This window comes from Lysobacter sp. H21R4, from assembly GCF_015277535.1.
GTDB lineage: Bacteria > Pseudomonadota > Gammaproteobacteria > Xanthomonadales > Xanthomonadaceae > Novilysobacter > Novilysobacter ciconiae.
Genome location: NZ_CP063772.1, coordinates 123,944 through 149,683 on the forward strand (window position 1 = coordinate 123,944; position 25,740 = coordinate 149,683).

The window sequence follows — 25,740 nt, forward strand, 5'->3', positions numbered from 1 at the left end:
AGTGGATGGGGTGCCGGGGCAGGCGGAACCGTGTTGGGTAACTCCGCCTCCCCTTCTGCCGACCAGTCTAAGGCCAGTCAGCGACGCCCCGGGTGACCGCGCTCAGTCCTGCTCGCGCAGCCAGCGCGCGGCATCCAGCGCGAAGTAGGTCAGCACGCCATCGGCGCCGGCGCGCTTGATGCTGGTCAGCGCTTCCAGCACGCAGGCGCGCTCGTCCAGCCAGCCATTGAGGATCGCCGCCTTCAGCATCGCGTACTCGCCGCTGACCTGGTAGGCGAAGGTCGGCACGCCGAACTCCTCCTTCACCCGCCGCACGATGTCCAGGTACGGCATGCCGGGCTTGACCATCACCATGTCGGCGCCTTCGGCCAGGTCCAGGCTGACCTCGTGCAGGGCCTCGTCGGTGTTGGCCGGGTCCATCTGGTAGGTCTTCTTGTCGGCCTTGCCCAGCGCGCTGGCGCTGCCGACCGCGTCGCGGAAGGGGCCGTAGAACGCGCTGGCGTACTTGGCGCTGTAGGCCAGGATGCGGGTGTGGATGTAGCCCTCGACCTCCAGCGCGCCGCGGATCTCGCCGATGCGCCCGTCCATCATGTCGCTGGGGGCGACGATGTCCACGCCGGCGGCGGCATGCGACAGTGCCTGCTTGACCAGCGCCTCCACGGTGAGGTCGTTGATGACGTAGCCGTAGTCGTCCAGCAGGCCGTCCTGGCCGTGGCTGGTGTAGGGGTCAAGCGCCACGTCGGTGATCACACCGAGGTCCGGGAAGCGCCGCTTGAGCGCACGCACCGCGCGCTGGCACAGGCCGTCCTCGTCCCAGGCGGCCGCCGCGTCCAGCGATTTGGCCTCCGGCGCGGTGACCGGGAACAGCGCCAGCGCGGGGATCCGCAACTCGCTGGCCTGCTCGGCGACACGCAGCAGTTCGTCGATCGACAGGCGCTCCACGCCGGGCATGGACGGGATCGCCTCGCGGCCCTCCAGCTCGTGGACGAAGACCGGGTAGATCAGGTCGTTGCTGGTGAGGACCGTCTCGCGCATCAGGCGACGGGAGAATTCATCGCGGCGCATCCGCCGCGGACGCACGTAGGGATAGCTGCTCATGCCGCCATTCTACGACGGCCGGTCGCGGCGGGCTGTTCCGGAAGAGCGCTCCTGAACGGGCGCTCAGGAACGTTCCCGTCGGCGCGGGCCGAGGATCAGATGATGCCGCCGCCGATGCTGAGCCGGAACACCGCCACCGCGATCACGATGCCGTTGAGGATCAATCCGGCCTTGGCCCGGCCACGGCTTTCCGCGCGCGTCAGCATGATGCCGATGGCCGCGACGATCGCGCCGACGGCGGCGAACGGGATCAGGAACCAGTTGCCCCAACCCAGCAACGGAATCAGCGCGATCACCATCCAGATCATCGCCACGATGCCCCACAGCAGGCTGATCAGTCCCATCTTCGTGTCTCCTTGGGGCGGCCGGTGGCCGCGATGCCGCCAATATCACCCGGCCGGGTGCTCCGGTCGAGCCTCATAGGTCATGCGAGCCGTCGATCTCCAGGGCCAGCTCGCCGCGGCAGACCTGCGCGTGCAGGATGATCCGCGCCACCGCCGGGTCCAGGCGCCGGTCCAGCAAACGGCTGACGTGGTCGAGCTCGGCGGTGTCGCGCACGTACACCTTCAGCCGCGAACCGGCACCGAAGCCCGCCGGCAAGCCGGGCCGGTGCTCGCGCGCGGCACCGATCAGGCTGGCGAAATTGGCCAGGGTCTCGTCCAGCTGGGTGGCGACCGAGTCGGCGTGCAGCGAACGGTGGCCGACGATCGCCGCCGTGCCCGACAGCAACAACGGCATCGCCGCGCTGGCCGGAAGCATCGCCCGCGCGAAGCTGGGCGGTTGCGGGCCGTACTGGCGTGGGTAGCGCCAGGCGCTGATCTGGCGCGGATTCTCCAGCGGCCGCCCCGGCGTCTTCGACGCGAGCCAATAGACCTGCAACTGGCGGCGGCCGTCCAGCCGTCCGATGGCGGTCGCGGCGGGCAACCGGCCCGGCTCGTAGTCGCCCAGCCCGGCGGCGCGGCCGATGCAGAAACGCCGGTAGCGCTCCTCGTCGCCGTCACCATCGGTGATCGCGTCCAGATAGTTCCAGATCCGCAGCAGGTGCGGGTAGCCGCGCCCGGCGGTGAAGGCGAGCAGACGCTGGTAGGCGTCGCTCGCGGCCGCGCCGATGTCCTCGCCGCGCGGCTCGTCCAGCTGCAATGCGCCGAACTGGAGATCGCCACTCTCAGCCCAGGCCACGCCGTCGGTGCGGCCATGGCCGACCGGGCCGTCGCTGCGCCAGACCTCCAGCGGGGCCGGTCCGTGCGGCTGCAGATTGACCCGCAGGTAGCGCGGATCGTCACTGGACGGCGCGGCGTCGCCAAAGCCGAATACCGCCAATACATTGGCATCGGCCAGCACGGAATCCAGCGTGTCGTCGTGGTAGCTGATGTCCAGTCCGGCGGCGGCAGGGGCGGTCAGGGCGATGCCCGTCATGCCGCGGTGTCCCGAACGCAGAGGAATGCAAAAAAGGTCATGCCGGCCATGATAACGGAGCCCCGGCGATCGCCCCGTGGTTGCGCCCGGCGCCGGCATGCCGGATCGTTGCCCGATCCCATCCAATGGAAGTCCTTCGATGTCCGCACAAAGCCCCGCCGAGGCCGCCCTGGCCCAACTGCTGGTCGACAGCCTCAATCTGGAAGACGTCGCGCCCGCGGAGATCGACCCCGAGGCGGCCCTGTTCGGCGACGGGCTGGGCCTGGATTCGATCGATGCGCTCGAACTGGCCTTGGCGATCAGCAAGGAGCACGGCTTCCAGCTGCGCTCCGACAACGAGGACAACCGCCGGGTGTTCGCGTCCCTGCGCTCGCTGTCGGCGCATGTGGAGCAGAACAAGGCCAGCTGACGCACTGCCGCGCCAGCGCAGATGATGGGCATCGTGCTGCTGCGGGTCGTCCTCGCGGCGGCCTACCCGCTGCTGGCCCATCGCGCCAGCGTGGATGCCAACAACGCGCTGGCGATCGTGGCGTTGCTCGATCTGGTCCTGGTCGTGCTGCTGGAGCCGCTGCTGCGCGCCCGCAGTTGGGCATGGCTGCTGCTGGCGCTGGCCTGCGCCGGCCTGTGGGCGATGCGCGGCAGCAATGTGCCGGTGGTGCTGCTGCTGGGTCCACCGGCGTTGTTCGCCGCGCTGATCTCCTGGTTCTTCGGCCGCAGCCTGCGCGCTGGGCGCGTGCCGGTGATCACGCGGATCGCGGCGGCGATGGAAGGTTGCCCGCCTGATGCACTGGAGCCGCGCCTGCTGCGTTACACCACGCGGCTGACCCTGGCCTGGACGGTGTTGCTGGCCATACTGGCGCTGGCGGACAGCGCACTGGCGGTGATCGCGGTCCCCGATGGCGTGCTGGCCCGGCTGGGCTACCCGCCGCTCATCAGCGTGAGCCAGCAGGCCTGGTCATGGTTCGCCAACCTGCTCGACTACGGCATCCTGGCGGTCTTCTTTATCGGCGAGTACCTGCTGCGCAAGCGCTGGTTCCCGGATCCGCCGTATCGCAACTTCGTCGACTTCATGCGCCGCATGGGCCAGCTGGGCCCGGGTTTCTGGCGGGACATGTTCCGCTGACGCGGTTCATCGCGCTGGCTTATCCTTGCCGGTCCGCAAGCCGCAGCGTGAAAACCTCCGTGGTCCCCGTGCCGTTCGTGATCGCCGCCGACCATCCCAGCCTGCCGGGCCACTTCCCCGGCCGCCCGGTGGTGCCCGGCGTGGGGATCCTGGACCGCGTGCTGGAGCTGATCGAGTCCCTGCATCCGGAAGTGGCCGGCGCGCCGCTGCGCCTGCCGCAGGTCAAGTTCCTGCAGCCGCTGCTGCCGGAGCAGACCGCGTCGATCGAGCTGGAGCTGCTGGGCGAGGCGGCACCGCTGCGCTGGCGCTTCCGCATCCTTCGCGACGACAGCCTGCTGGCCAGCGGCGAAGTGGCCGCGGGGTCGCCTTCGTGAGCGACAGCTGGGTCAAACGGCCCGAGGGCGGCAGCCGGCTTGCGTTCGGATTGATACGCACGATCGCCGAAGTGGTCGGGCGCGGACCGACCCGGTTGCTGCTGTGGCCGATCACCGCGTACTACGTGCTCGCCCGCGGTCCGGAACGCCGGGCCTCGCGCGCTTACCTCAGCCGCGTGCTGGGGCGGCCGGCGCGGTGGCGCGACGTGTTCCGCCACGTGCACGTGTTTTCCGCGACGATCCTGGACCGGGTGTTCCTGCTGGGCGGTCAGCTCGGCCAGTTCGACCTGCGCGTGGAAGGCGTGGAGCAGCTGCTGCAGCAAGTCGACCGCGGCCAGGGCGTGCTGATGTTCGGCTCCCACCTGGGCAGTTTCGAGGTGCTGAGGATGCTCGCCACCGAGCGCCCGCAGGTGCAGCTGCGGGTGGTGCTGGACGTCGGCCACAATCCGGCGTTGACCCAATTGCTGGATGCGCTGAATCCGGGCGTCGCAAAGACCGTGATCGACGCCGGCCAGGACGGCCCTTCGCTGTTGCTGGCGATCAAGGACGCGACCGACGCCGGCGCGCTGGTGGCGATGCTGGTCGACCGGGTCCAGCCCGGTAAACCGTCGTACCCGGCGAATTTCCTGGGCGGGACCCCACATTTCCCCACCGCGCCCTGGCTGGTGGCGAGCGTGCTGAAAGTGCCGGTGCTGCTGGGTTTTGGCCTCTACCGCGGCGGTCGCCGCTACGATCTGCTGTTCGAGATGTTCGACCCGTGCATCCGCATCGAGCGCCGGCAGCGCCAGCAGGCCCTGCAGGGAATCATTCAGCGTTACGCAGACCGCTTGCAGCACCATGCCCGCAACGCCCCTTACAACTGGTTCAATTTCTATGACTTCTGGCAACCCGAAGATGAAGCGATCGACCTGGCTCGCGCGCCTGACCCGGCTGGACCTGCGTTGGCTGGCGGCACCCTTGTTGCTGGCGAGCGCGCTGGGGGCGAGCGCGGCTGAGCCGGCGTCGGGCGAGGCGGCCAGCCCGGGCTGGATCCTCGGCAAGCTGGCGCAGCCGGCGCCGATGGCCACGCCGTTCGTGGAAGTGCGCGAGTCGCGGATGCTCAAGAATGCGCTGCGCCTGAGTGGTGAGTACCGGCGTCCGCAGGACGGTGTCCTGGTACGCGCCGTGCGCGACCCCTACGTGGAGACCACCACCATCCACGCCGGGCAGGCGACCATCGAGCGCGCCGGCCGTGCGCCGCGGACGTTCTCGCTGGCGCGGGCGCCCGAGCTCGCCGGCCTGCAGGACAGTTTCGGAGCGCTGCTGTCGGGCGATCGCGCGGCGCTGGAAGCGCTGTACCGCCTGCGCAGTGAAGGCACCCCCCAGCAGTGGAGCCTGGAGCTGACCCCGACCGCGGCGGAGCTCGCGCGCCGGCTGCAGACCATCACCCTGTACGGCCAGGACGCCGAGCTGCGCTGCATCGAGACCCGCATGGTCGATGAGCCCAAGCCGCAGCGCACCCTGCTGGCCAGCGCCGCGGAAGCCGCGCCGGCCGTGGTCGATGCCGACGGCCTGGCCCGCCTTTGCCATCAGGGCGTCGCCTCCCGATGAGTCCGCGTCGGCGCCTCTCGCTGGCCCTGGTGTGGCTGGCGCTGTTGCTGGTGGGCGGCTGGTGGATCAGCCAGCAGCTGCAGCTCACCGGCGACCTGCGCAAGTTCATGCCCGAGGCGCGCACGCCGGCGCAGAAGCTGCTGATCGACGAGCTCGGCGAGGGCCCCGGCTCGCGCCTGCTGTTGCTGGCGATCTCCGGCGACCGGCCCGAGGTGCTGGCCCGGCAGTCGGCGGCGATGGTCACCGCGCTGGCCGTCGATCCGGCCTTCAGCCTCGCCGCCAACGGCGGGGTGGCCGGCCTGGAGTCGATACCCGAAGCGCTGCGTCCGTACCGCTACCTGCTCTCCACCACGCTGGATCACCAGCCGCTGGACACCGCCTACCTGTCGGATCAGCTGGAGGCGCGGCTGCAGGACCTGGGCTCGCCCATGGCCGCGCTGGTCGAGCCGCTGCTGCCGGCCGATCCGACCCTGGAAGTGCTGGCGCTGGCCGACACCTGGCAGCCCGCCACGGCGCCGCAGCAACTGCACGGGGTGTGGTTCGACCGCGACGGCAGGCGCGCCCTGCTCGCGGTGCAGACCACCGCGGCCGGCTTCGATCCCGGCGGCCAGCAGGCGGCGCTGGCGAAGCTGCATGCGGCGTTCGACGCGGCCCGCGGCGACAGCAGCTCGCAATTGCTGGTCAGCGGCCCGGGGGCGTTCGCGGTCGAGGTCGGCGGACGCACCCAGCGCGAGGCCAGTTTCATCGGCAGCCTGGACGGCGTCATTTTCTCCCTGCTGCTGCTGATCGCCTACCGCAGCTGGCGGGTTCCGCTGCTGGCGGCGCTGCCGCTGGCCAGTGGTGGTTTGGCCGGCATGGCCGCGGTCGCGCTCGGGTTTGACGGCATCCACGGCATCACCGTGGCCTTCGGCTTCACCCTGATCGGGGTGGCGCAGGACTACCCGATCCACCTGATCAGCCACCAGCGCCCGGGACTGTCGCCGTGGGACAACGCGCGCGCGCTGTGGCCGACGCTGGGCACCGGCGTGGTCGCGACCTGCATCGCCTACCTGACTTTCCTGATCTCCGGCGTGGACGGTTTGAAGCAGCTCGCGGTGTTCACCATCGCCGGTCTGGGCGTTGCGGCGCTGACCACGCGCTACCTGTTGCCCGGCCTGATCGACACCACCGAGAACGGCGGCAAACCCTACGACGCGGCGTCCTCCTCGGCGATGGCCAAGGTGTGGGGCCATTTTTCGCGCTGGCCGCGGATGGGCGTGACCACCGGCGCCCTGCTGGGCGCGGCCGGCGTGGCGGTGATCTGGTTCGTGCCGGGCCCGTTCTGGCAGAACGACCTGTCGCGACTGACCCCGGTGCCGGAGCACCTGCTGGTGCAGGACGGCCAGTTGCGCGCCGAGCTGGGCGCGCCGGACGTGCGCTACCTCATGGTCATCCAGGGCGCCGACGCCGAGGCCGCGCTGCAGGCTTCCGAAGCGCTGCAGCCGGTGCTGGTGCAGATGCAATCGGAGGGGCTGCTGCAGGCGTTCGACCTCGCCTCGCGCTACCTGCCCAGCGCGGCCACCCAGCGCGCGCGCCAGGCACGGCTGCCGGATGCGCCGACCTTGCAGGCGGCGCTGGACGCGGCGGTGGCCGACAGTCCGTTCCGCAGCGATGTGTTCGCCCCGTTCCTGAGCGATGTCGCGGCCGCGCGTGCTGCGCCGCCACTGACCGCGGCAGACCTTGCAGGCACGCCGCTGGCGGCGCGCGTTGACGGCCTGCTGTTGCGCAGCGACTCGCACGCCACCGCGCTGGTCGCGCTCAGCGGGCTGGAGGATCCGGTCGCCGTGGCGTCTTTGCTGGCGCCGCACGGAGCGCAGTTGCTCGACCTCAAGGACGCCTCCGAGTCGCTGGTGGCCGAGTACCGCACGCGCCTGCTGTGGGCACTGGCGCTGGCGGCGGTGCTGCTGGTGGCGACGATCTGGGTGGCCCTGCGCGACGTGCGCCGCACCCTGCGGGTCCTCGCGCCGATGGCGCTGGCGATCATCGTGCTGCTGGCGGTGCTGCGCGGTTTCGGTGTCGAGTTGAATCTGTTCCATCTGGTGGCGCTGATCCTGGCCTGCGGCCTGGGCTTGGACTACGGCCTGTTCTTCGATCACGCCGGCGACAGCCGCGAGGGCCAGTTGCGCGCCCTGCACGCGATCATCGTCTGCAGCCTGGCGACGCTGCTGGTGTTCGCGTTGCTGGCCACTTCCAGCATCCCGGTGCTGCAGGCGATCGGCAGCACCGTGGCCTTGGGGGTTGTCTTCAACTTCGTGCTGGCGCTGCTGATCGTGCGTCAGCCGGCCGCGGAGTCCGGCGAAGGCGCGACGGCGGGAGCGATCCCCGAGCACCGTGGCGCGGAGCTGCCCCAATGAGCACGGACCTGCAGGCCATCGATGCCCAAGCCATTGCCAGCCTGATCCCGCACGCCGGCTCCATGAGTCTGTGGGACCGGGTACTGGAGTGGGACGATGCCAGCATCCGGCTGAGCGCCGGGCGCCACCGCGACCCCGCGCACCCGCTGCGCAGCGGTGGCCGGCTGCGCGCGGTGCACCTGTGCGAATACGGTGCGCAGGCGATGGCGGTGCACGGCGGCCTGCGCGCCAACCGCGCCGGCGGCGTGGCCCGGCCGGGGCTGCTGGTGGCCCTGCGCGGGGTGGCGTTGCATGTGGCCCGCATCGACGACCTGCCCGGCGCGCTGGAAGGGGAGGCGCGCCTGCTGATCGACGGCGACAACGGCTGGCAATACGAATTCCGCCTCCTGCACGCCGGCGCACTGCTGGCCGAGGGTCGCGCGGCGGTGATGCCCACCCCGGCCACGCAGGCCGGCTAGCCCGACCCCGCGCCCGCGCCCGCGCCGGCGCGATCGGCGACAATCGCCCGCTACAGGAGGTACGCCATGAGTTCATCCATTCCCCGGCGCGCGCTGGTGACCGGCGGCAGCGGCGACATCGGCGGCGCGATCTGCGCGCGCCTCGCCAACGACGGCATGCACGTGATCGTCCACGCCAACGCCAACCTGGCCCGCGCCGAGCAGGTGGTGGCCGCGATCCATCACGAAGGCGGCAGCGCGCAGGCGGTCGCGTTCGACGTCGCTGATGGCGCTGCGACCCGCGCGGCGCTCGAAGGCCTTCTCGCGGACGGTCCGATCGCGGTGCTCGTAAACAACGCCGGCATCCACGAGGACGGCCCGATGGCCGGCATGAGCGAGGAGCAGTGGCGGCGCGTGATCGATGTCTCCGTGCACGGCTTCTTCAACGTCACCCAGCCGCTGCTGCTGCCGATGGCGCGCGGGCGCTGGGGACGCATCGTCAGCGTGTCCTCGGTCGCCGCGGTGCTGGGCAACCGCGGCCAGGTCAACTACGCGGCGGCGAAGTCGGCCCTGCACGGCGCCAGCAAGTCGCTGGCCCGGGAGATGGCCAGTCGCGGCATCAACGTCAACGTGGTTGCGCCCGGAGTAATCGAGGGACGCATGGCGGCTGACGCCTTCCCCGCCGACATGCTCAAGCAGATGGTGCCGGCGGGCCGTGCGGGGCGTCCGGACGAGGTCGCCGCGCTGGTGGGCTTCCTGTGCTCGGACGCGGCGGGCTACATCAACGGCCAGGTGATCGGCATCAACGGCGGCATGGGCTGAGCCGGCTTCACCCCGCGTGCCGGTTGCCGGCGACATAATCAGCAGCGCTGAACACCGGTTCCGGACGGTCCGGGCCGTATCGCAGGAGGAATGCCATCGTGCACGTCAAGACCGCATTGATCGTCTGTCTGGCCGTTGCGGCCAGTGGTTGCGCGACCACGTCGCGAACGATGCTCGGTCCCGCCCGGCCGGCCGTGGCGCCCGAGCAGGTACGCATCTATTACACCCCGCCGCCGGGCCGCTACGAGGAAATCGCGATGCTGAGCACGGCCAGCGGCGCGCTGACCTACGGCGAGCAGAACAAGACCAACGAGGTCATGGGCAAGCTGCGCGCGTCCGCCGCCCAGGTCGGCGCCAACGGCGTGCTGTTCCAGGGCGCCGCGCAGGGCTACGGCGGCAGCAACGTCGGCATCGGCGTGGGCAGCAGCAGCTACGGCCGGCGCAGCTCGGTCGGCGGCGGTATCGGCGTCAACGTCAGCCCGTCGCCGACCCACGCCGCGGGTATCGCGATCTACGTCTTCGATCCGCCGCCGATGGATTATCGGCCGACGGTGACGCCCGGCAGCCAGCCGCCGCGCAACTAGGTCGCAAGCGCCACGCCGGGAGTCGGTGACGCCACTTGGCCGGCGACCGCCAGGTCGTCGGCCAGGCCGTACCAGACCGGCGGCAGCAGGCCGATCGTGCCAGCGGCGACGGTGAAATCCACGGGGCTTATCGCGGCCAAAGTCGGGTGCTGGCGGTTGGCCTGCCGCGCCATTTCAGCGGCGAGCACTTCCATGCGCACGACGTTGGCGCAGATCCGGTCGTACAGTTCCGCGTCATCCGGACTGTCCAGCAACGCCCCGTTGAGATCGCGGAACCAGCCGATCGACGACTGGTCCAGCTCGCGCCCGTCAGGCGGGACATGGCCGGCCGCGGCATTGGCCTCACCCCAGCCACGCAGCAGCGGCTGCATCGTCTTGTTGAGTGCGGTCGCGCGCTCCAGCGGCTTGCGTAGGCGGCCCAGCAGGGACAGGTCGGCGATCCTGCCGCCGGTATACAGCGGCGCCAGCACCGACCAGTAATACGTGTAGTCCCAGACCACCTTGAGCGGCATCACCAGCGCATCGCCGAACAGCGGGTACTGGTCCTGGTACAGGCTCATGGTGTTGTCGAAGAAGGAGAACAGCAGCTGCTGGTAGAGCTCGGCATGGGCGCCGATGCGCGCGCCGGCGCGGTCCTTTTCGATCAGCTCGCAGATGTAGCCATTGCTGATCGCGATGAAGTCGCTGCCCGGCGAGTAGAACGGGTCCAGGAACAGCCCGGCCTCGCCGGTGATTGCCCAGCGATCGGCCGAGAACACCTGCTCGCAGCCGTGGCTGAAATGGCGCAGGAAGCGGAAATCGCGCACCGCGTGCTCGGGCACGTCGAGTGCCTGGGCGACGCGGGGCTGGTGCTTGCGCAGCCAGGCCATCGCCTTGTCGTGGCTGTTGATGGTGTCCAGCGGGTGCATCTGCGCGTCGCAGACGATGCCCAGCGAGTGCACGTCCGACGCCAGCGGAATCATCCAGAACCAGTAGCCGGGGCCGCACAGGTGGTTGGTCGAGCGCCAACGCTCGGGCGGCTGGCAGCGCTGCATCCAGTCGAGGTCGGACGACCAGCTGCCCGGATCCAGGCGCCCCTCCACCCGCCACCAAGCCGCGTTGGCATCGTGCGGGTGAGTCTTGGCCAGACCGAGCTTGCGCTTGAGCAGGGCGGCGCGGCCGCTGGCATCAACCACCCAGCGCGCCGTCGACACCGACTCCACGCCGTCCTGCACGTGGCGGACCTCATGCGCGGCGTCGCTGCCGGGTGCCGCCAGCTCCACGCCCATGACCTTGCAGCCGTGGCGGAAGTCGACCCCCAGCGAGGCCGCGTGCTCGCCGAGGAAATTCTCGAAGCGGCCGCGATCGAGTTGCCAGGACATCATCGGCAGCGCCTCGCGCACGCCGACCTCGGTGGTCGCGTCCAGATCCTCGCGCCCGTCGCTGAAGAAGAAGCGGAAACCGAACTTGCGGATCTGGCGGCTGTCGAGATGCTCGCGCAGGCCAAGCACGGTGCTGAAGTAGTGCGCGCCGATCTCGACCGTCGACTCGCCGACCTTGAACGCCGCCTCCGGCGCCGGGTGCGCGTTGCGCTCCAGCACGGTGACGGCGATCGCCGGGTCGCGCCGCTTCAGCTCGATCGCCAGGCTCAGTCCTGCCAGTCCGCCGCCGAGGATCAGTACATCGATGTTCGCGTGCGGGTCTGGCATGGGCTCAGCTCTTGGAGGCGTGGGGTCGGGCGACGCGCAGGGAGTCGAAGTCGCCGGCCGGATCGTGGATCAGCGCCGGGTTCGCGCGGATCTGGCGGAGGATCGCCGGCATGCGGCGGGTGTCCCAGCACTGGCCGACGACGTGGCTGGTGATGCGGGTGAAATCGCGCAGCGGGCGGAAGTGGCTGCGCCGGAACTGCAAGGCGGTGTCATCCGCCGCGCCCGACGCGTATGGAGCGGCCGCGTAGCGCGACTCGATCGGCACCGACACGCAGCGGGTTCCCAGCATGCGCGCCGCCGAGATCAGGATCTGCGCCTCGAACACGAAGTCTTCGCCGGGCACGTCGTCCAGCGCGGCGACCTCGGCGGGATAGAGGCGCTGCCCGCTCTGGGTATCGGCGATCTGGTAGCCGGTGCCCCAGGCGATGCCCCAGTCGGCAAAGGCGTTGGCGGCGCGCCGATAGCGCGGCTGTTGCGAACGCCGGCGCAGGCGCGCGCCGATGACGATGTGGCCGGGGTAGAGGTTGCCGGCCTCGAGCAGACGCGGGATGTCTTCGGCCAGGTGCTGTCCGTCGCCGTCCATGGTCAGCACCGCGCTGGCACCGGAGGCGAGCGCGGCCTGGAAACCGCGGCGCAGGCTGGCGCCCTTGCCCAGCCGTTGCCGGTTGCGCAGCACGGTCACCGGCAGCGCGGCGATTCGCGCCACCGTGTCGTCGTCGGAACCATCGTCGACCACGATCACGTTGCTGCATTGGCGCAGCGCGCCGGCCACGACGTCGCGGATGCGCAGCGCCTCGTTGAGCGCCGGAATCACGACCACGATGTTGTCCCGATGGAGGCGATCAGCCACGGCGTTGCGCTCCGGTTTCCTGCAGCGACGGCTCATGCAGCGACGTCTCATGCAGCGACAGCTGGAGTATCCGCCCGGCGCCGGCGGAAAGGGTGGCGTGCTGGTCACCGGACGCGAGCGCGTCGAACAGGGCCAGCATCGGTGCCATGGCGTTGCCCGGATCGCGCGCCGCCAAGGGTCCGGCGGCGGCCGGCGCATCGCCATCGGCCAGCGTCGCCGAAAGTCGCGTCGCGCCGGCGCGCTCGCTGCGGGACAGCACCAACGCGCCGCCGAGCAGGCCCGCGCTGGGGGAGATTTTCGCCAGCGGACCGACGGACGATCCGTCGTAGGCGACCAGCAATACCGCCGGCACGCCGGTTGCCAGTTGCACCAGAGCCTCCAGCAGCCCTTGGGCAAAGGTCGCCTGGTAGGCGCTGATCGCGGTGGTGGCCGCGGTCGCGCCGGTGCCGATGCTCCAGTAGCCGGCGGCGGCGTTGTGGACCGAGTTGTGGAAGCGGGTCGGCGAGATCGTCTCCGGCTGGTCGGCCAGGGTCGCGCACATGTAGTCGGTGATCGCCAGCTCGCCGTGGGTGGAGCCGAACACCGACGGCAGCGAGGCCGGGTCGCGACCGGCGGCCTCGCAGGCGGCCAGCGCAACCTCCAGCGCGACGGCGACGGTGCCCGGCGCGCGGCGGCGCTCGTTGGGCGCCAGCAGCTGCGGCGAGGGACGCGACGGCGGTGCTTCGGGCAGGCGGCCATCGCGGACAAAGTCGCGCGCACTGTCCCAGCCCGGCAGTCCCGTGGTCCAGAAACCCGCGCCCTCAATGGTGCCGACGAGCGCGCTCACGCAGACACCCCAAACACCAGCGAGGCGTTGTTGCCACCGAAGCCGAAGGAGTTGGTCATCGCGACCTGGATCGCCGCCTGCGCGTTGTCGAAACGGATCTGCGGCCCGCAGGCGGGATCCGGCGTGGCGCTGTTGAGGATGCCCGGAAGCGTGCCGTGCTGGAGCGCGATCAGGCAGAACACCGCCTCCACGATGCCCGCCGCGCCCAGGGTGTGTCCGGTCCATCCCTTGGTCGAGCTGGCGTGCAACCGGGCCGGGAACAGGCTGGCCACCGCGGCTGCCTCGATGCGGTCGTTGGCGGGGGTCGAGGTGCCGTGCAGGTTGAGGTAATCGACGTCTTCCGGGGCGATCCCTGCGCGCGCCAGTGCCTCGTTCATGGCCTGCAACGCGCCCAGCCCTTGCGGGTGGGGCGAGGACATGTGGTGGGCGTCGCTGGACTCGCCGTAGCCGAGCAGGCGCAGGGCGTGGGTATCGGCGGGGACGCGCTCCAGCAGGGCAAAGCCCCCGGCCTCGCCCAGCGACAGGCCGTCTCGGTCGGCATCGAAGGGTCGACAGGGCTGCGCGGAGACCAGTTGCAGCGAGTTGAAGCCGTACAGGACGCTGCCGCACAGGGTGTCCACGCCGCCGACCAGGGCCGCATCGACCACGCCGGCCTCGATCAGCCGCGCCGCCTGGGCGAAGACCTTGGCGCTGGAGGAGCAGGCCGTGGCCACGGTGATGCACGGCCCGCGCGCGCCGCTGACCTGCTGCACGAAGTCGCCCAGCGAATGCACGGTGTGCACGATCGGACGCGCCAGTTCGGGCGGAAACGCGGGCGTGCCGTCCGCGTCGGGCTGCAGGTCGCGATAGGCCTCCTCGCTGGCACCGATGCTGGAGGTCGAGGTGCCGATCACCAGCGCGACGCGTTCCGCGCCGAGCCGGTCGACCGCATCGCGGACGGCGTCGAGCATGCCGTCCTGCTGCAGGGCCAGCCAGGCCAGGCGGTTGTTGCGGCACTCCCAGCGCGCGAACTGCGCCGGCAGCGGCGCGTCCTCGAGCCCGTCGACGCGGCCGATCCAGCACGGCAGCGGCACCCCATCGGCGTTGTCGGGGCCGAAATCGTTGGGTCGCAGGCCGCTGCGGCGCTCCAGCAGCGCCGCGTGCTGGGCCTGCACGCCACGACCGAGCGCCGTGGTCGCGCTCCACGCGCGCACGGCAAGCGGCGGCATGGGCGGGGGATCGGGAATGGGGCGCGCGTCTGGCAAGCGGCTGTCCTGTTGGGCGAGGGACTTGGAAGCGGATCAGGCGGAGTATAGCCAGCGCAATGTGCAGCCAACGGCGGCCGCGCGGCGACCGGACTAGACTGGCCGTCCTTCCGCCGTGCAGCCCGTGCGCCATGATCCGCCGCGTCTCCGCCGCTCGCGACGAACGACCCCGCCTTCCCCCGCGCTCAAGGGCAGGGTGAACCGGGTTGGACTGGGGCACCATCCTTCTTGCGTTCCATTCACTGCTGGTGCTGGCCTTCGTGGTCCGCATCCTGCTGCGCGACGACCTGTCGCCTCCGGCGCGGCTGGCGTGGTTCATCGTGCTCAACCTGGTGCCGTACTTCGGCAGCGCGATCTATTTCCTGTTTGGCGAGATCGACATCGGGCGCCGGCTGAAGAAGCGCCACGAGGAGGTGTTTGGCGAGATCCGCGCCCGGGCCTCCGCCTTCATGGGCGTCCCGGCCGATACCGACCGCCTGATCGAGCCGCTCTACCGACCGGCGTTCCGCTATGCGGCGTCGATCAACGGCTTTCACGCGGTGCCCGGCAACGACGCGGAGCTGATGGCCGACGGCGACGAGACGCGCGCGCGGCTGGTGGCCGACATCGATGCCGCGACCGAGCAGGTCCACGTGCTGTATTACATCTGGCTGGGCGACAACACCGGCACCGACATCGCCGAGGCGCTGATCCGCGCCGCCCGCCGCGGCGTGACCTGCCGGGCCATGGCGGACGGGCTGGGGTCACGCGCGATGATCAAGTCGGCGCTGTGGAAGCGGATGGGCGAGGCCGGCGTCCAGCTCGCCGTCGCGCTCTCGTTCCGCAACGTGCTGCGGGTGTTCCTGACCAGCCGCATCGACCTGCGCAACCACCGCAAGATCACCGTCATCGACGGCCGCATCACCTACTGCGGCAGCCGCAATTCGGCCGATCCGGAGTTCCTCGTCAAGGCCAGGTACGCCCCGTGGGTGGACATCATGTTGCGGTTCACCGGGCCGGTGGTGGCGCAGAACCAGCTGCTGTTCGCCAGCGACTGGATGCAGGCCACCGGCGAATCGCTGGACGGGATCATGCTGCGCGCCGAGCCGGTCGCGGGTGGATTCCCGGCCCAGGTGATGGGGGTCGGCCCGACCGAGCGCCGGGGCGCCACGCCGCAACTGTTCTCGAACCTGATCGCCTGCGCCGACCGCAGCCTGACCATCTCCACCCCGTACTTCGTCCCCGACGCCACGCTCATGGACGCCCTGTGCGGCGCCGCCTACCGCGGCGTGGCCGTCACGCTGATCTTTCCGGAGAAGAACGACAGCTGGATCGTCGCGGCCGTCAGCCACAGCTACTACCACCGCCTGCTGGATGCCGGCTGCAGGATCCACGAATTCAAGGACGGCCTGCTGCACGCCAAAACCCTGACCATCGACGGCAGGATCGCCGTGGTCGGGTCCTCCAACCTGGACCTGCGCAGCTTCGACCTCAACTACGAGAACAACATCCTGCTGCAGGACGAGACCGTGACGCGCGCCGTAATCAAACGGCAGCAGGACTACATCGACCGTTCCGTACCGGTGCGGCTGCCCGACGTGCTGATCTGGCCGTGGCACCGGCGGATCTGGAACAACGTGGTCGCCACGATCGGGCCGCTGTTGTAGTCAACAATCTTCAGCGGCACCGGCGGAGCGCCACGCGATTTGCTCGGAGCGCCGAGCTCAGAGGGCGGTCGATGGACAAAACTTGTCCAACCGCCGGGCTATTTGGGCGGGGCGCGGGACTTTTTGGTCCGAGCGCCGAGCTTTTTGAGCGGAGCGTCGGGTTGTTTGGCCCGAGCGCCGAGCTATTTGGCCCGAACGCTGGCCTATTGGGCCGGAGCGCCGCTCCATTTGCTCGGAGCGCCAGGCTATTTGGCCGGCGAGCGGGGCGAACGAGTGGACGGCGGGGCAAATGAGCCGGCGCGCCGAGCCGGTAACGCCGCAGCACGAAGGGTCACCAGCGGCCTAACACCTGAGTTAAGCCGACCAGCAATGCGTGACCCGCAATGCGTGACCCGCATGCTAATGGACGTCGAACCGTGAGTCTGCTTGGAAATGGGACTTCGGGCTCGGTTTGAATGAGCAGCTGGACGCAGGTCGCAAATCATGAGCGGCTTGCCCGCTGGTGGGACTAGCGTGCCATGCATGCGGCAAATAGCTCTTTGCGTTTATTGCCGAGGCCGGGCGCCCATAGATGTACTGGATACGCGCGAGCTACCTCAGCGTCACATTCGGCTTTATTTGGCGGCGCGCTGCCCACCGTTACCGCTGGCCCATTGGCCCTTGCCATACATGCAGCAAACAACTCCTGACGTTTTGCTTTGAGGCCAGGAGCCCGCAAATTCACAGGGTAGGTCTGGGCAACCTCTGCATTACACTCGGCTTTTCCACTCCGCGGGGAGTCGGTCAGTACGTCTTCAGGATTGGAGCGCCTGGTCATACACGCATCGAACAATTCATCACGCTTCTTGCCGAGTCCTGGTGCCCACAAATTCATTGGGTAAGCCCTAGCCACCTCCGCATCGCACTCGGCTTTGTCTATCGTTGGGGACGGCAAGGTTGTACCCACTGCGGTCGCTACCGATGTCGTTTGAGCCGGCCCTTCCTGTGCTGTCTTGTCGCTCGCATTCTTCTGCGGAGGTGCTGTGTCCTGGGGTGGCTGTTGCTGAGGGGAATCCCACTTGATCCACTCCTGACTCGAAGCAACGTTCGGCATCCATAGTAAGCACATCAAGATTGGAAATATTCGTCGATTCATGATTGGAAATCCGAAACAAGTGATTGAGGGTCTAACACCTGAGTTAAGCCGCGCCGCGAAGCGGCGTCGGCTTGGACGAATTGCTAGCGGCCCTTCGCGGAGCTCGAAGAATCGCACGGAAACACTCTAGCCAAACCCAAAACCAGCAAAATTCCGACTGGAGCGTCTTCTACTCGAATCGCTGTGGGCTTAAAATGCGGTAGCTGCTCCTCAAACACTTGGTGAAAGTTTGAAGGATTCAGTGCAAAGCCTCGAGGCACACAAAACAACGGGCTGCCTCGCTGCCAGCCAACGCGTTAGCCGCGATAATCCCCTCGGCTACTCGGTAAATGTATTTGTCCGATTCTCCGACATCTACCTTCCGCGCTGCGTGGTAGCTTGAAACGGTCAGGCCGCCATGCTCAGGAGGCGCAGCGTTCAAGAGCGGCGACAAAGCAAGAAGGAAGTACGCAAAACGCGCTTTCGTAAGCTTCATTGGGTCACGCGAAAAGTTTGAAACTGATGGCTAGCCAGAAATGCGTGGTCGGTGACATAGACGTGATGCGGCAATAAGGGGGAGCTGAGGCTTGAGTTAAGCTGAACCGCGAAATAGAGGCAAAGTCATGGCAAGCGTTTCCTGCCATGACTTTGCTGTAACGAAAAGGTTTCGGCTTGAACGAATTGTTAGCCCTCCTTGATTCCAAGGGAGTGCAGAGCGTCCTGTGTTTCATTTCCCGCATTAATGGAGTAGTCCACAGTGCCCGCGCCTTCCTGTACTTTGATTACGGTGCCCGAGTCCTTAAAGCTTCTATGATCATCGGGTCTCACGGAGATGATGTAGCAAGCATTTATATATACCTTGTTGTTATGGTAATCAATGACCTTGATGAATCCGCTCATGCTTTTCTCCTTGAGTAATTGCTGATGAAGCCACGGCATGCTTTTTGGCCATGGCTTTGGTGGTGTAACGAGGCAAGTTTGGCTTCGATGAATTGTTAGGCGGTGCTGCCCGATGCGCAGAGCACCTCTCCCAATTGCCGCTGTGCCTTACTTGCCGTTAAGAGTCGAAAGCCGAATGGATCACCCGCTGCAGCGAAATCGCGAGCGGGGCATCCCGCAGTTCGTCCTCTCCAACTTCGTGCAGCAGCTCCGTGAGGGCGAAATCCCACTCTTGGCGAAGAGCGCCAGGATCGGGGTGCGCCTTGATCGAAGCCCGGCAGAACGCAGCCAGTATCGAGTTTGACAGCGTGTTGTTTCGGCTCGCCTGCAGCTGGCGCTCGTTGATCGACTGCACGGTGATCGCGAGGTGTTTTAATATTTCCTTAAATTGGTCCACGTCGTTCCTTGGTGCCGCGAATAGCAAAATTGTGAATACTAGAGATGTGGCCAAGCGCCGAACACGTAAGACCGCGCCTGTGGTTCAGCTTTGTACGCGGCCGCCGGCAAGACCTCGGTAAACGACGGAAATCACTTGGTAGCCCCTCGCCTCGAACTCGGATTTGACGGAACTGTTGTCTTTTCCTGTTGCTTGAGCAGTCTTATTGGTCATGTCGCCGTTCTTGTTGCGGTACGTAACATCAAAGTTCTTTAAGGGCGTAAAGCTTGGCATAGAGACCGTTCTCCTCTTGAGTCAGGGGTGCTTTCGATTGGCGGATTATGCGTTGATGACGAGCGCATGTGCGGTCTAACACCGTAGTTAAGTTAAGCCGACCCCCGACGCGTGGGTCGGAGGTAGGCGGAAATGGAGCAACGACTCTGCCTGGAAATGGGCCTTCGTGGGTTCGGCTTGAACGACCAGTAGACGGCTCTTACTGCGCATTCCGCCTTAAGACAGCCTCTTGAGGATTAGCAATTGCGGACAGAATATTCTCGGCCACCTTGTCCATCAGTTTGTTGCCCCAGAATGGATCGCTGGTGTCGTAGTAGATCACGCGAATGTGCTTCAAATCGAATGGAACGTCCATTTCATTGCCGCAAATCAAGACAACAGGCTTTTCAAGCGCGTGCGCAAGGTCGAGCTCATAAAAAACGTTGGGATTTCTGCTGGTCAGCTCCGCAACCAACACTTTCGCGGCGTGTATCCCAGACCAGATTTGATCCATGATCTTGCCGGTCGCAAATATCTCCGCATCAGCGCGAACCGGCCTCAATCCCGCTTTTTCGATAGCCGGCTTGTAGACTTTGGAGTAGTAGTCTCCAAGTGGTGAAGCGAAGGGCATCATTACGAAGCAGCTGTCCCCCGATTCCACTTTTACGGCTTTGTCGAGTTTCTTGAAGGTTGCAGTGTTACCGGGTTGCTTGTCGTGGCTGGAAGCCACGTCCAGTAATCGGAACTTTCCATCCGTCTCCGCAATGAGTTCAGCGGATCTAAGCGATTCAAGAAACACATCTTGGAACTCATCTACTTTATCAGCGGGTACGCCGAAAGTGTCGGTTAACGCGTTGTGGAAGAACTGGCTTTCTGGCATGTATTCGCCACGGTAATGGCCGTACACATCCGAGATGATAGGTGAGGACAGAACTGCGTCCCGAATCCCAAGCAACCTATCTTCAGGGTCTTGTGGTCGCAGGATTTGCTTTGCCCTGTCCGTAACTTGAACTTGTCCAGCTATTGGCCGATCTAAGAATCCATATTTGATTCCGGAACTGACTTCGGTCTGGAATGGCCCTGCTTCACCAACGCCCAAGAAGGCCGCCGCCTCCTTGACCGTGCAGGCTCTACCGGCATTCTGTTCAAGGATTGCCTTTGGAATTCTTAGCGCCTTTTCGACAGCGTGTCGGGGATATTTGGCTGGCGCACCCTTATCTCTGACAGGCTTGCGCTTTGCAGCCGGCTTCTTGACCTCTGCGATCTTCGCGACAGGCTTCCCTTTGTCGAGCTTCTTCGTCGCCATCACTTTCCCTGTTGATTGGTGCCGTCTAACGCCTGAATTAAGCCGCGCCGCGAAGCGGCGTCGGCTTGAATGAATTGTTAGGCCTCAGCTCAGCTTCTTTGCCAGCCATCTCATGAAACCGTGTAGCCGTGTGGGCAATGCGCTTGACCATATTTCTACTGAAGAACTGCCGGTAGCTTTTGGCATAGTCAGCCCGGTCGAAAGCACGTTGACACCAACTCCCGCAAAGACCAAAGGAACGAGCCATGCAGCAACCGAGACAGCCTGCTTTAAGGCAACAAGGATGAAAGGCTGTGACTCTAAGAAAGACGATTGGTTGATTGCTTGGCCTAGACCGTACAGCGCTGCAGCCGCTAAGCCCGAACGGAAAACAAGTGTGTAACCAGCTTCTATCAATGCTGTCTTGTCTTGTTGAATGTTGTTGATCTGGTTCACGGACACAAGGCAGATAGCAGCTGAGAGCAGACTCGCTAGCGCAAGGAAAGCAATTGTTAGATAAATCATCGACTCTCCTCCTGTGGCCTAACATCTATTCGACACCAAAGTGACGCCTATCCCTTGTTTCTAATTCCGCCGAGAGGGTCCCTCTCGGGTGTCGTCGAAATCCTTGTATCTAATCCGGAATGTGATCCGGCGGTGATCCCCAAGTCCCGGATCGTCCCACTCCGCCCCGGCGCGCGCAACTCGTGTTCCCGATCGCCGCGAGTTTGAATTCCGCCCCTTCCCCCCGTTGCTGCATGACCCACCAATGCATCCGTGTTCCAATCACTGCGTTTGGGATCACTGGAAGGAGTCAGGTCGATGGGTGTGGGCAAAGGCAGTTCGCGGGTTCTGGGCGCCGTGATGGGCGGGGTATTGGCGGCGACCGTTCCGACGGCGGGGGCGGAGGGCGCGATGCCGTCCGTCACGGCGGCGGACTACGTCCGCGCGGAATCCTTCATGGGCAACAACACCACGCCGCTGCTGGACCACGCGGTCAACACGGTGATCTGGCATGACGACGGCCACTTCTGGTTCCGCGACCACGATGCCGACGGCGACCACTTCCGTCGCGTCGATGCCGCCACCGGGACCATCAGCGATGCCTTCGACCGCGAGTTGCTGGCCAAGGCGCTGGCGGACGCGACCGGCAAGCCGGCGGACGCGACTAGGCTGGCCGTCACCGCGTTCAAGGTCGCCGAGGACGGGCGATTCGACCTCACTGTCGCCAAGCAGCGCTACCTGTGCGACCTGCAGGACAAGAGTGTCTGCGTCGCCGTCGATGCCGACACCCGCAAGCCGTCCGCCCAGGACGCGGATGCCGATGCCAAGCCACCGATGGTGCTGTCGCCCGATGAGAAGCTCGGCGCCTTCATCCGCGACTGGAACCTGTGGGTGCGCGATATCAACACGGGCGCGGAGACCCGGCTGACCACGGACGGCCGCACCGACTACGGCTACGCCACCGACAACGCCGGCTGGACCCACAGCGACCGCGCAATCCTGGTCTGGTCGCCGGACTCCAGCAAGATCGCGACCTTCCAGCAGGACCAGCGCGAGGTCGGCGAGATGGTGCTGGTCGGCACCAACGTCGGTCTGCCGAAGGTCGAGCGCTGGAAGTACCCGCTGGCCGGGGCCGACAAGGTGACCCTGATCGAGCGCGTGATCATCGACGTGCCCAAGCGCAAGGTCGTGCGGCTGGACATGCCGCCCGACCAGCACCGCTCGACCCTGTGCGACGATGTCAGTTGCGATGGCGGCTGGGAGGACGTGCGCTGGTCGCCCGATGGCGCGACGCTGGCGTTCGCCTCCACCTCGCGCGACCACAAGGACACCTGGCTGCGGGTCGCCGACGCCGCCACCGGCAAGGTCCGCGAGGTGTACCACGAGCACGCGCCGACCTACTTCGAGAGCGGCAACGGCAAGGTCAACTGGCAGTACCTGCCCGAGAGCGGCGAGTTCATCTGGTTCAGCGAGAAGAGCGACTGGGGCCACCTTTACCTGCACGACCTGGCGACCGGCAAACTCAAGCACGCGATCACCAGCGGCGAGGGTAACGTCACCCAGGTGCTGCGGGTGGACCCGGACAGCCGCACGATCTGGTTCCGCGGTGTCGGCATGGAGCCCGGACGCGATCCGTATTACCAGCACTTCTACAAGGTCGGTTTCGATGGCGGCCAGCCGCAGTTGCTGACCCCGGAAGATGCCGACCACACCATTACCCTGTCGCCCGACGGCACCTACTTCGTCGATGCGTACTCCACCCCGCAGACGCCGCCGGTCACCCTCCTGCGCCGCAGCGAGGATGGCAGCGACGTCGCGGTGATCGCCCGCGCCGACGACAGTCGCCTGCGCGCGACCGGCTGGGTGCCGCCGACCGGGTTCACGGTTACCGCGCGTGACGGCAAGACCACCCTGTACGGAATGCTGTTCACCCCCACCGGCCTGGACGAGTCGCGCAAATATCCGGTGGTGAACTACATCTACCCCGGCCCGCAGACCGGCTCGGTGCGCGGCCGCAGCTTCAACGTCGCCCGCGCCGACCACCAGGCGTTGGCCGAGCTGGGCTTCATCGTGGTGGCCATCGACGGCATGGGCACGCCGTGGCGCTCCAAGTCCTTCCATGATGCTTTTGGCGGCGACATCGGCGACAACACGCTGCCCGACCAGGTCGCCGGCCTCCGCGAACTGGGCACCCGTTACCCGTGGATGGATCTGGACCGGGTCGGCGTCTGGGGCCATTCCGGCGGCGGCTACGCGACGGTCGATGCGATGTTCACCTACCCGGAGTTCTACAAGGTCGGCGTCGCCCAGGCCGGCAACCACGACAACCGCAACTACGAGGACGACTGGGCGGAGAAGTGGATGGGGCTGGAGGTCATCGCAGAGGACGGCAGCAGCAACTACGACGCCCAGGCCAACCAGAACCGCGCCGCCAACCTGCGCGGCAAGCTGCTGCTGGCGCACGGGATGATGGACAACAACGTCCATCCCTCCAATACGCTGCTGGTGGTGGACGCGCTGATCAAGGCCAACAAGGATTTCGACCTGCTGCTGTTTCCCAACGCGCGCCACAGCTTCGGCAAGGACACCGGCTACATGACCCGGCGACGCTGGGACTATTTCGTCCGCCACCTGATGGGGGCGCAGCCGCCATTGGAATACAGGATGCAAGCCGACAAGTCCTGACCCGGCCGGCTCCGCCTCCGGTGCCGTGCCCGCGGGCCGCTACACTGCGTCGCCCGCCGGCTGGCCCAGCCGCCGGTCCCGACGCCAGAGTTGACGGTCCTTGAGCGCTATCTCCCCTTTCCGCCGCGAATGGTTCGGCAACATCCGCGGCGATGTGCTGGCCGGCCTGGTCGTCGCGCTGGCGCTGATCCCCGAGGCGATCGCGTTCTCGATCATCGCCGGGGTCGATCCCAAGGTCGGTCTGTACGCGTCGTTCTCGATCGCGGTGGTCATCGCCTTCACCGGCGGCCGCCCGGGGATGATTTCCGCCGCCACCGGGGCGATGGCGCTGGTGATGGTCACCCTGGTCAAGGACCACGGCCTGCAATACCTGCTCGCCGCGACCGTGCTGACGGGCGTGCTGCAGATGCTGGCCGGGGCGTTCAAGCTGGGCGGCCTGATGCGGTTCGTCTCACGCTCGGTGATCACCGGCTTCGTCAACGCGCTGGCGATCCTGATCTTCATGGCCCAGCTGCCCGAGCTGACCAACGTGCCCTCGACGGTGTACGTGATGACGGCCGCCGGTCTGGGCATCATCTATCTGTTCCCGTACCTGACCCGCGCGGTGCCCTCGCCGCTGGTGGCGATCGTGGTGCTGACCATCGTCGCGGTGGTGCTCAAGCTCGATATCCGCAGCGTTGGCGACATGGGCGAGTTGCCCGACAGCCTGCCGGTGTTCCTGCTGCCCGACGTGCCGCTGAATCTGGAGACGCTGCGGATCATCCTGCCTGTCTCGCTGACCCTGGCCGTGGTCGGCCTGCTGGAATCACTGCTGACCGCGCAGATCGTCGATGAGCTGACCGACACCCCCAGCAACAAGAACCGCGAATGCGTCGGCCAGGGCGTGGCCAACGTCGCCACCGGCTTCATCGGCGGCATGGCCGGCTGCGCGATGATCGGCCAGTCGGTGATCAACGTGAAGTCGGGCGGGCGCGGGCGGCTGTCGACCTTCGTCGCCGGCGCGGTGCTGCTGGTGATGGTCGTGTTCGCCGGGCCGTGGGTGAAGCAGATCCCGATGGCGGTGCTGGTGGCGGTGATGATCATGGTCTCGATCGGCACCTTCAACTGGTCCTCGATCAAAAACCTGCGCCACTACCCGGCCACCTCCAGCATCGTGATGCTCGGCACGGTGGTCGTGACCGTGCTGACCAGCGACCTGGCCCGCGGCGTGCTCACCGGTGTGCTGCTGTCGGCGCTGTTCTTCGCCCGCAAGGTCGGCCAGGTGCTGCGGATCGATTCGCAGCTGGACGCCGACGGCAACGCGCGCCGGTACACGGTGACCGGGCAGGTATTCTTTGCCTCCAGCAGCGCGTTCGCCGCGGGCTTTGATTTCCGCGAGGTCCTCCAGCACGTCACCATCGATGTCTCGGGGGCACGATTCTGGGACCTGAGCGCGGTCGGCGCGCTGGACAAGGCGGTGATGCGTTTCCGGCGTGAAGGCGCCACAGTCGAGGTGGTCGGCCTGGACGAGGCGAGCACCGCGCTGGTCGCGCAGCTGGGCGTGTACGACAAGCCCGGCGCCGCCGGCTGATCGATGGCCATTGAGGAGAACGCCGTGATGAGCGCTGACGCCACTTTTCCCGAACGCTGCGTGCTGGGCGCGATCGACGTGTCCGGTTATGCGGCCAGTGTCGCCGCGCATGCGGGCTGGGCGGCGGCGCGCCTGTCCGCGCCGCTGGAACTGATGCACGCGACCGACCGTGAGGCCGCGCCGGTGCCCATCGACCTGACCGGCAACCTCAATCTGGGCGCCCAGGAAGGCCTGCTGGAGCAGATGGCCCTGCTCGACGAGCAGCGCGGCAAGCTGGCCCAGCAGCGCGGGCGCGCCTTGCTCGAAGAAGCCGGAAACGTGGCCGCCGCTCATGGCGCAAAGGCGAGCATCCGCCAGCGCCAGGGCCGTCTGGTGGAAACCCTGCTGGACCTGCAGGACGACGTGCGCCTGTTCGTGCTCGGCAAACGCGGCGAGCACGCGGATTTCGCCCGCGGCCATCTGGGCAGCAACCTGGAACGGGTGATCCGCGCCGTCGAGCGACCGGTCCTCGTTGCACCGCGCGCCTGGCGGCCGGTGCAGCGTTTCATGATCGCCTTTGACGGCAGCGCCACCACCCGCCGCTGCATCGAGCTGGTCGCCGCCAGCCCGCTGCTGAAGGGGCTGCACTGCGAGGTGCTGATGGTGGCCGACGCTGACAGGGTGGACGCCGAACCGATGCAATGGGCGCAGGCGCAGCTGCATGCGGCAGGCTTCGCGCCGGTCATGCGTGCCGTGCCCGGCGCCGCGGAGGACGTCATCGCAGCGCAGGTCGCCGACCAGTCCATCGACCTGCTGGTGATGGGTGCCTACGGCCATTCCCGCATCCGCAACCTCGTCGTCGGCAGCACCACCAGCCACATCGTGCGCACCTGCCCGATCGCCGTGCTGCTGCTGCGCTGAGCG

24 protein-coding genes are annotated in these 25,740 nt (G+C 67.0%); 13 read left to right on the top strand and 11 right to left on the bottom strand.

Annotated features, from left to right (window positions below; all coding sequences use genetic code 11):
* Positions 1-102 precede the first annotated feature (102 nt).
* From hemB to INQ40_RS00570, 3 genes are all read right to left on the bottom strand, one after another.
* Entirely contained in the window at positions 103-1,098 is a 996-nt protein-coding gene (gene hemB / locus INQ40_RS00560; protein WP_194340887.1) for a porphobilinogen synthase, read from the bottom strand.
* 95 nt (positions 1,099-1,193) lie between these two features.
* Positions 1,194-1,442 (bottom strand): hypothetical protein, encoded by a 249-nt coding sequence (locus INQ40_RS00565; RefSeq protein ID WP_193985316.1) that lies wholly within the window; start codon positions 1,440-1,442, stop codon positions 1,194-1,196.
* 73 nt (positions 1,443-1,515) lie between these two features.
* Positions 1,516-2,514 (bottom strand): pteridine-dependent deoxygenase, encoded by a 999-nt coding sequence (locus INQ40_RS00570; protein WP_345776528.1) that lies wholly within the window; start codon positions 2,512-2,514, stop codon positions 1,516-1,518.
* A gap of 139 nt (positions 2,515-2,653) precedes the next feature.
* On the opposite strand from INQ40_RS00570, the gene INQ40_RS00575 reads away from it, so the two are divergent.
* From INQ40_RS00575 to INQ40_RS00615, 9 genes are all read left to right on the top strand, one after another.
* Positions 2,654-2,923: a phosphopantetheine-binding protein gene (locus INQ40_RS00575; RefSeq protein WP_194340889.1), complete on the top strand. Its 270-nt coding sequence runs from the start codon at positions 2,654-2,656 to the stop codon at positions 2,921-2,923.
* Positions 2,924-2,944: 21 nt separating this feature from the next.
* Complete coding sequence (locus INQ40_RS00580) at positions 2,945-3,637, top strand: ketosynthase (RefSeq protein WP_194340891.1); 693 nt, start codon at positions 2,945-2,947, stop codon at positions 3,635-3,637.
* A gap of 68 nt (positions 3,638-3,705) precedes the next feature.
* Positions 3,706-4,011 (top strand): hypothetical protein, encoded by a 306-nt coding sequence (locus tag INQ40_RS00585; RefSeq protein ID WP_194342329.1) that lies wholly within the window; start codon positions 3,706-3,708, stop codon positions 4,009-4,011.
* Complete coding sequence (locus INQ40_RS00590; RefSeq protein WP_194340893.1) at positions 4,008-5,006, top strand: acyltransferase; 999 nt, start codon at positions 4,008-4,010, stop codon at positions 5,004-5,006. Before INQ40_RS00585 ends, INQ40_RS00590 begins: the two co-directional genes overlap by 4 nt.
* A complete protein-coding gene (locus tag INQ40_RS00595) occupies positions 4,906-5,601 on the top strand; it encodes a LolA-related protein (protein ID WP_228482058.1) in 696 nt (231 codons plus the stop codon). The genes INQ40_RS00590 and INQ40_RS00595 overlap by 101 nt, the downstream gene beginning before the upstream one ends.
* Entirely contained in the window at positions 5,598-7,994 is a 2,397-nt protein-coding gene (locus tag INQ40_RS00600) for an MMPL family transporter (protein ID WP_194340895.1), read from the top strand. Before INQ40_RS00595 ends, INQ40_RS00600 begins: the two co-directional genes overlap by 4 nt.
* Positions 7,991-8,452, top strand: coding sequence for a phosphotransferase (locus tag INQ40_RS00605; protein ID WP_194340897.1), 462 nt, complete (start codon positions 7,991-7,993; stop codon positions 8,450-8,452). Before INQ40_RS00600 ends, INQ40_RS00605 begins: the two co-directional genes overlap by 4 nt.
* 66 nt (positions 8,453-8,518) lie before the next feature.
* Complete coding sequence (gene fabG / locus INQ40_RS00610; RefSeq protein ID WP_194340899.1) at positions 8,519-9,253, top strand: 3-oxoacyl-ACP reductase FabG; 735 nt, start codon at positions 8,519-8,521, stop codon at positions 9,251-9,253.
* Between the two features lie 98 nt (positions 9,254-9,351).
* Positions 9,352-9,837, top strand: coding sequence for a hypothetical protein (locus INQ40_RS00615; protein ID WP_193985329.1), 486 nt, complete (start codon positions 9,352-9,354; stop codon positions 9,835-9,837).
* Here INQ40_RS00615 and INQ40_RS00620 read toward each other — a convergent pair.
* The 4 genes from INQ40_RS00620 to INQ40_RS00635 are packed head-to-tail and all read right to left on the bottom strand — an operon-like array spanning position 9,834 to position 14,409.
* Positions 9,834-11,525: a tryptophan 7-halogenase gene (locus INQ40_RS00620; RefSeq protein WP_194340901.1), complete on the bottom strand. Its 1,692-nt coding sequence runs from the start codon at positions 11,523-11,525 to the stop codon at positions 9,834-9,836. The genes INQ40_RS00615 and INQ40_RS00620 overlap by 4 nt on opposite strands.
* A 4-nt stretch (positions 11,526-11,529) precedes the next feature.
* Positions 11,530-12,375 (bottom strand): glycosyltransferase family 2 protein, encoded by an 846-nt coding sequence (locus INQ40_RS00625; protein WP_228482059.1) that lies wholly within the window; start codon positions 12,373-12,375, stop codon positions 11,530-11,532.
* Positions 12,368-13,201 (bottom strand): beta-ketoacyl synthase chain length factor, encoded by an 834-nt coding sequence (locus INQ40_RS00630; RefSeq protein ID WP_194340905.1) that lies wholly within the window; start codon positions 13,199-13,201, stop codon positions 12,368-12,370. Before INQ40_RS00630 ends, INQ40_RS00625 begins: the two co-directional genes overlap by 8 nt.
* Positions 13,198-14,409 carry a beta-ketoacyl-[acyl-carrier-protein] synthase family protein gene (locus INQ40_RS00635; RefSeq protein WP_194340907.1) on the bottom strand — a complete coding sequence of 404 codons (1,212 nt, stop codon included), beginning with the start codon at positions 14,407-14,409 and terminating at the stop codon, positions 13,198-13,200. The genes INQ40_RS00630 and INQ40_RS00635 overlap by 4 nt, the downstream gene beginning before the upstream one ends.
* A 242-nt stretch (positions 14,410-14,651) precedes the next feature.
* On the opposite strand from INQ40_RS00635, the gene cls reads away from it, so the two are divergent.
* Positions 14,652-16,091, top strand: coding sequence for a cardiolipin synthase (gene cls / locus INQ40_RS00640; RefSeq protein WP_194340909.1), 1,440 nt, complete (start codon positions 14,652-14,654; stop codon positions 16,089-16,091).
* A gap of 1,798 nt (positions 16,092-17,889) precedes the next feature.
* Here the strand turns inward: cls and INQ40_RS00645 are convergent.
* From INQ40_RS00645 to INQ40_RS00660, 4 genes are all read right to left on the bottom strand, one after another.
* Entirely contained in the window at positions 17,890-18,105 is a 216-nt protein-coding gene (locus tag INQ40_RS00645) for a hypothetical protein (protein WP_194340912.1), read from the bottom strand.
* Positions 18,106-18,262: 157 nt separating this feature from the next.
* Positions 18,263-18,541, bottom strand: coding sequence for a hypothetical protein (locus tag INQ40_RS00650; RefSeq protein WP_194340914.1), 279 nt, complete (start codon positions 18,539-18,541; stop codon positions 18,263-18,265).
* A gap of 472 nt (positions 18,542-19,013) precedes the next feature.
* Positions 19,014-20,099, bottom strand: coding sequence for a hypothetical protein (locus INQ40_RS00655; protein ID WP_228482060.1), 1,086 nt, complete (start codon positions 20,097-20,099; stop codon positions 19,014-19,016).
* Positions 20,100-20,183: 84 nt separating this feature from the next.
* On the bottom strand, positions 20,184-20,603 hold the full coding sequence (locus INQ40_RS00660) for a hypothetical protein (protein ID WP_228482061.1): 420 nt from the start codon (positions 20,601-20,603) through the stop codon (positions 20,184-20,186).
* Between the two features lie 297 nt (positions 20,604-20,900).
* Between INQ40_RS00660 and INQ40_RS00665 the strand changes: the two genes are divergently transcribed.
* From INQ40_RS00665 to INQ40_RS00675, 3 genes are all read left to right on the top strand, one after another.
* Entirely contained in the window at positions 20,901-23,267 is a 2,367-nt protein-coding gene (locus INQ40_RS00665; protein ID WP_194340918.1) for a S9 family peptidase, read from the top strand.
* Positions 23,268-23,376: 109 nt separating this feature from the next.
* Positions 23,377-24,837, top strand: a complete 1,461-nt coding sequence (locus tag INQ40_RS00670; protein WP_194342332.1) for a SulP family inorganic anion transporter — start codon at positions 23,377-23,379, stop codon at positions 24,835-24,837.
* Positions 24,838-24,864: 27 nt separating this feature from the next.
* Positions 24,865-25,737 (top strand): universal stress protein, encoded by an 873-nt coding sequence (locus INQ40_RS00675; RefSeq protein ID WP_194340920.1) that lies wholly within the window; start codon positions 24,865-24,867, stop codon positions 25,735-25,737.
* Positions 25,738-25,740 lie beyond the last annotated feature (3 nt).

Coding starts and splice junctions, on each gene's coding strand:
- hemB (WP_194340887.1), bottom strand. CDS start 1,098: ATGAGCAGCTATCCCTACGTGCGTCCGCGGCGGATGCGCCGCGATGAA.
- INQ40_RS00565 (WP_193985316.1), bottom strand. CDS start 1,442: ATGGGACTGATCAGCCTGCTGTGGGGCATCGTGGCGATGATCTGGATG.
- INQ40_RS00570 (WP_345776528.1), bottom strand. CDS start 2,514: ATGACGGGCATCGCCCTGACCGCCCCTGCCGCCGCCGGACTGGACATC.
- INQ40_RS00575 (WP_194340889.1), top strand. CDS start 2,654: ATGTCCGCACAAAGCCCCGCCGAGGCCGCCCTGGCCCAACTGCTGGTC.
- INQ40_RS00580 (WP_194340891.1), top strand. CDS start 2,945: ATGATGGGCATCGTGCTGCTGCGGGTCGTCCTCGCGGCGGCCTACCCG.
- INQ40_RS00595 (WP_228482058.1), top strand. CDS start 4,906: ATGAAGCGATCGACCTGGCTCGCGCGCCTGACCCGGCTGGACCTGCGT.
- INQ40_RS00600 (WP_194340895.1), top strand. CDS start 5,598: ATGAGTCCGCGTCGGCGCCTCTCGCTGGCCCTGGTGTGGCTGGCGCTG.
- INQ40_RS00605 (WP_194340897.1), top strand. CDS start 7,991: ATGAGCACGGACCTGCAGGCCATCGATGCCCAAGCCATTGCCAGCCTG.
- fabG (WP_194340899.1), top strand. CDS start 8,519: ATGAGTTCATCCATTCCCCGGCGCGCGCTGGTGACCGGCGGCAGCGGC.
- INQ40_RS00620 (WP_194340901.1), bottom strand. CDS start 11,525: ATGCCAGACCCGCACGCGAACATCGATGTACTGATCCTCGGCGGCGGA.
- INQ40_RS00635 (WP_194340907.1), bottom strand. CDS start 14,409: ATGCCGCCGCTTGCCGTGCGCGCGTGGAGCGCGACCACGGCGCTCGGT.
- INQ40_RS00645 (WP_194340912.1), bottom strand. CDS start 18,105: ATGAGCGGATTCATCAAGGTCATTGATTACCATAACAACAAGGTATAT.
- INQ40_RS00655 (WP_228482060.1), bottom strand. CDS start 20,099: ATGGCGACGAAGAAGCTCGACAAAGGGAAGCCTGTCGCGAAGATCGCA.
- INQ40_RS00660 (WP_228482061.1), bottom strand. CDS start 20,603: ATGATTTATCTAACAATTGCTTTCCTTGCGCTAGCGAGTCTGCTCTCA.
- INQ40_RS00665 (WP_194340918.1), top strand. CDS start 20,901: ATGGGTGTGGGCAAAGGCAGTTCGCGGGTTCTGGGCGCCGTGATGGGC.
- INQ40_RS00675 (WP_194340920.1), top strand. CDS start 24,865: ATGAGCGCTGACGCCACTTTTCCCGAACGCTGCGTGCTGGGCGCGATC.